5 protein-coding genes are annotated in these 4,380 nt (G+C 37.5%); 3 read left to right on the forward strand and 2 right to left on the reverse strand.

Going from position 1 to position 4,380, the window contains the following annotated elements; all coding sequences use genetic code 11:
- A partial coding sequence (locus AB4160_RS06720; protein ID WP_372003989.1) for a tyrosine-type recombinase/integrase occupies positions 1–479 on the forward strand: 479 nt, incomplete at its 5' end.
- A complete protein-coding gene (locus AB4160_RS06725) occupies positions 476–694 on the forward strand; it encodes an AlpA family transcriptional regulator (RefSeq protein WP_372003991.1) in 219 nt (72 codons plus the stop codon). The genes AB4160_RS06720 and AB4160_RS06725, both read left to right, overlap by 4 nt.
- Positions 695–854: 160 nt before the next feature.
- Here the strand turns inward: AB4160_RS06725 and AB4160_RS06730 are convergent, their stop codons facing one another.
- On the reverse strand, positions 855–1,529 hold the full coding sequence (locus tag AB4160_RS06730) for an inovirus Gp2 family protein (protein WP_372003993.1): 675 nt from the start codon (positions 1,527–1,529) through the stop codon (positions 855–857).
- A gap of 390 nt (positions 1,530–1,919) precedes the next feature.
- The gene (locus tag AB4160_RS06735) at positions 1,920–3,137 is read right to left on the reverse strand and encodes a hypothetical protein (RefSeq protein ID WP_372003995.1); all 1,218 of its coding nucleotides are present in this window, start codon (positions 3,135–3,137) and stop codon (positions 1,920–1,922) included.
- A gap of 218 nt (positions 3,138–3,355) precedes the next feature.
- Here AB4160_RS06735 and AB4160_RS06740 point away from each other — a divergent pair, with 218 nt between their 5' ends.
- Positions 3,356–4,210: a hypothetical protein gene (locus AB4160_RS06740; protein ID WP_372003997.1), complete on the forward strand. Its 855-nt coding sequence runs from the start codon at positions 3,356–3,358 to the stop codon at positions 4,208–4,210.
- Positions 4,211–4,380: the final 170 nt, after the last annotated feature.

Consider the following 4,380-nt stretch of genomic DNA (forward strand, 5'->3'; position numbering starts at 1 on the left):
TTGGGTTGACCAGTACAATCGGCCTTAACCTGGCTTTACGTATCTCTGACCTACTTTCTATCAAGTTCAATGATATCCATAACGACAGGTTAATTATCCGTGAGTCTAAAACGGGTAAACTGGCTAACATTCAACTTAACGCTACTACGCTAACGCGAATAGCCCGTATACGGTTAGAGCATCCTAATCACATCTATCTATTTCAGTCTTACCGCAATCAGCGGGCTAAGACAGTTAAACCTGCACCGTTATCTAGACGCTACGTTTGTAGAGCACTCGCTATGGTTGGTGAAGAAATTAAACTAGCACTCGGCACACACTCCATGAGAAAGACTAGGGGCTATCATCTCTACCAAAACACTAAAGATATTGGTCGCGTAATGAAGATGCTCAGGCACAGCTCTGAGGGCGTCACATTGCGTTATATCGGCATCGAACAAGATGATGTGGACCAAGACTTTCAGGAGCTCGAGTTATGAATACTCTACAACCAACACCTGAGCACTTGCAGCTGCTAAAGATAAGACAAGTCATGAAGGTGACTTGCTTGGGACGCTCAACCATTTATAACTATATGGCTGACGAGACCTTTCCAAAGCCTGTAAGCCTTGGTACAAGGGCAGTTGCTTGGGTAGAAAGTGAAATACAAGATTGGATTGAGCAGAAGATGTTTCAACGAAAAAAAACTCGCTGAACATTAATACAAGGAAATGGAGTTACCTCCATCTTCTTTTTTGGCTAATGGTTAGGGTTAAACTAATAACGTAACCAATGGACCTGAAAATCTTTAAAATGCCTATGGGACACCCTAAAGGTCTTCAGGTATATATTATCTCTTAAAAGCTCTTTTTAGCTTATTTACGGCTAGCCCCAAAAGAATGGCTTCTATCACCGTAATGCTTAGTATCGACTTTAGCCAAATAGCTAAGCCTGTTGAATACAGATTGATAATCCTGGTGGAAAGTAACAGCATTCATATCTAAACAGTAATACGGTGTATCTTGAGGAAAGTGAACAAGTGGTGCTGCTTGAAAAGCTTCTCTAGCGAGCGCACTAGCCCAGGCAGTAGTAATTTTAGTACTGAGATTATTACCAAACTGATTATAATCACCAAGATTAAAGTAGCTATCATGATTAAAGAATAATGCTACATGATAATGGTCCTGCAATGCCTCATGCCTCTCTTTCACCCATACATATCTAACGGTACATGGGTGCACCCGTTTACCCTGTTTCATTTTGTTCAGCAGGTCTGCCTGGACCTGAGCCTTTAGCGAAGCCATAAAGCGTGAGATAACGTTAGTATCAAACTCCATTGGATAATCAACGCAGTCAGGTCTTACTGGTAGATGTAAATCAACTCGAACCACCAGGGTTCGTTTATGCTCCTCAAGGGAAAATCCAATAACACGTTGAATCGAGCACAAGTGGTTTTCAATCAACTGATAGTTTGCATTGACGGCTACACCATTAAAGCTACTTCCATTATGCAAAACCAAGTTCTTATTATTTTGATGTCTAACATTCATTTCTAATCTCCTATGTTTAAGTTCATAGGAGTTACCTAACTTGTATTTATTTACAGTGATCTCATGTTATCTATAGCCACCCCACTTAAAGGGTTGGCTAGTTACTCATCACTACTAGTATTGTTATTAGTATCCTACATAACAATGAAGAGCTAAGTAGTATTAACAAACCGACAAGACAATTTTGAAAAACCAGTGGCTGATAGAGATCGAAATATCGATTTCGTCGAGATATCTTAGGGTGAAGTGGTTCAGAGTTACTCTGGAAATAGATTATTTAGCAGTTTTAGCATCCTGTACATCCGCGGTTGGCTCTTCAACCGCAAGCAAGGCGTTTAGATATTCAACAATTTTGGACTTTTGCTTTATCAAAGGCACAATCTGGGTTTTTTACTCCTTTAAAAAACAAATCAATGAACACCTATCTAGATGAAAGCGTGGATCTTGAGCCTTTTCAAAAACTCGTTCAATTACGATATCCATGTTTACAAAATCGTGTTTACTATTGGGAGCTAAACCACTTTTCACTTCTTTAGCAATACCAAGAGATACTTCAAAAATTAATCGACTAAACAACCTTTTCTGTTCGATTGTATGGAAATCCATTTGGCTCTTTTCATCTAAAAACTTTGCTGGCAAGACATCGTTTTCAATCTTAAGATAAATCTCTTCGTCAGGGAGTAGGGGCTCTTCTAATCCACTCCAGTATGAAGACAAAATATATGCCGCAAGCTCATCTATATACGCTTGTAGGTAGCGAACTTCCCTCATCGTTGGAGTTTTAAAAAAAGCTAACAACTTCTTTTTCTCTTCAACATTAAAAATATTTTTCCCTGCTAAAGGCCAGTTTTCAACTTCTTTGTGTTGGAATAACTTAGCCGCTTCTCCCCTTGACAAGCTATCGTTAATAAAAGGATCTATATCTATCACAGGTCCAGGTGCTTTACTCGTACCAAAAGACTCATGCTTTAAATCCAAAAAATATATGCTTGGCTTGGCCCCAAACAATATCTTACCGGTAATTCCAGTAACAACGCTTTTTATGTAACCTTTTTTAACCAATTCATTTAGCCTTGGTCTAATCTGCTCAACTGACATACATACAAATTTTGAGAGGTCTGCTAAGCCATGACCTTTAACTACACCTATTGAACCTCCCAATAGCAGAAGAACAGCCAACACCAACTTACAATCATCTTTCAAATCGAATAGGCCATTATTAGTTGTAACGGCCTCAACTTTATCTGTTACGACTAAATTGTCACCAATGGAACTTAATACCTTTTCGACTATATCTATCTGATATGGAGTGAATTGAATGCTTGATTCTTTAGAAATCACTTCACTAGTTAGGTCCCCCAACTCAAACGTATTCTGTCGTCGGCCATTACAGTCTTTGTATGCCACTTTAATCAAATACTCATGATCAACTAGATACTCTAAGGAATCCCTAACAACTCTTTCTGACACACTAAAAATGCTAGCTAAATTTTTAACACGCCCTTCTTTTAGGGGAGTTTCATAAGACTTCATGACCCAATGCAGAAGAAACAACTTTGCTTGATATTTAGCACCTTTCATTTGTACGAGTAACACATCAGCAATCATTCACGGTCCATTACATCTAATTTTATCAATGGCTAAAGGTACTGCAATAACAATAAAATTGAAATAAAACTATAGGTATTTCGTCATCGTCACTCGTGACGGTCACGAATGACTGCGAATAAGCGCAAGCACTAAAGCTTACCGGATTAAATTATTTGGTGACCTGAACTAGTGATGTATATTGGTATTTAAGTTTATTTATAGGTGTAAAAATTACGATGGGCAGCGATAGTAAAAGAGCAGACTGGCTTAATGGTTCTGATGAAGTTCAGTGTACCTGGGCCAGAAATTATATAGCAAAAAACTGGAGTCACCTTCCTATAATTCAACGCCAGAGTACTTTCATGATTTCAAATCAAGATTATGCTTCAAATGCTATATCAGAAATGGAGAGGCAACCCGATTCAAAACAAAGAATGAATGCGATTAGGAGTGCTTGGAGCTCACATAAAAATAGGCAGAAGAACAAAGGTGACAATAGTCATTTAACGATAAGACTATCCACTGAGACTCAACGTCGATTGGAACAATTAACTAAAGCTATAAAATCTGACAGTTGGTGCAAAACAATTGGTTACTTGATCAATAAGCAATACGAAAAAGTAAAATTAGAATTACAAACAACAGAAGCTAGCAAACAAGAAAAAAAAGCCCATAAACAAGAAACCAATTTAAAAAATGAAGAACATAATAAAAGGTTAGACTCAGCATATGTACACTTTATCGAGCATAACAAAATTAAAAATCAACTTCAGATGGCTAAAGAAAAGATAGTTCAATTAGAAGCATCGCTAGGTAATGTTTCAGAGGAATTAGTCTTTAAAAAAGACTGCATCGAAACACATATAGAAAAAACATCCCTATTTGTCGACAAATTGGATAAGCTTAACCTGCAACAAATAACCCCAAATAGTGAATCTAACGTTAATGCTGGTGCTCCTTTAGAGCATAGAAGTAATGATAATGAGTTGATGAAACCGGACTCCGCTGGCTTACAAAAGAATCCTCCAGCTACTGCTGTTAATTCCCAAATTACAAACAGACCAGGAAAAGCTCGAAAAGTGTTTAGATAGATCATTTTACAAACAGACTAAGTGCTTAGTAATTTGGTGGGTCAAATGGTGGGTACCAATCAACTTTACACAACACAAACAAAAATAAAACACTGATTTTAAAATACATTAAATAATAAGATGCATTCAGATCCAGAATGTAGAGTAATTAGAGGCTGTAACTAATTTTG

It is taken from the genome of Shewanella sp. 10N.286.51.B8 (assembly GCF_041469325.1).
Lineage (GTDB): Bacteria > Pseudomonadota > Gammaproteobacteria > Enterobacterales > Shewanellaceae > Shewanella.

Bases quoted from the DNA above. Each gene is read 5' to 3' on its own strand.
- AB4160_RS06735 (WP_372003995.1), bottom strand. From the start codon at position 3,137: ATGATTGCTGATGTGTTACTCGTACAAATGAAAGGTGCTAAATATCAA.
- AB4160_RS06740 (WP_372003997.1), top strand. From the start codon at position 3,356: ATGGGCAGCGATAGTAAAAGAGCAGACTGGCTTAATGGTTCTGATGAA.
- AB4160_RS06730 (WP_372003993.1), bottom strand. From the start codon at position 1,529: ATGAATGTTAGACATCAAAATAATAAGAACTTGGTTTTGCATAATGGA.
- AB4160_RS06725 (WP_372003991.1), top strand. From the start codon at position 476: ATGAATACTCTACAACCAACACCTGAGCACTTGCAGCTGCTAAAGATA.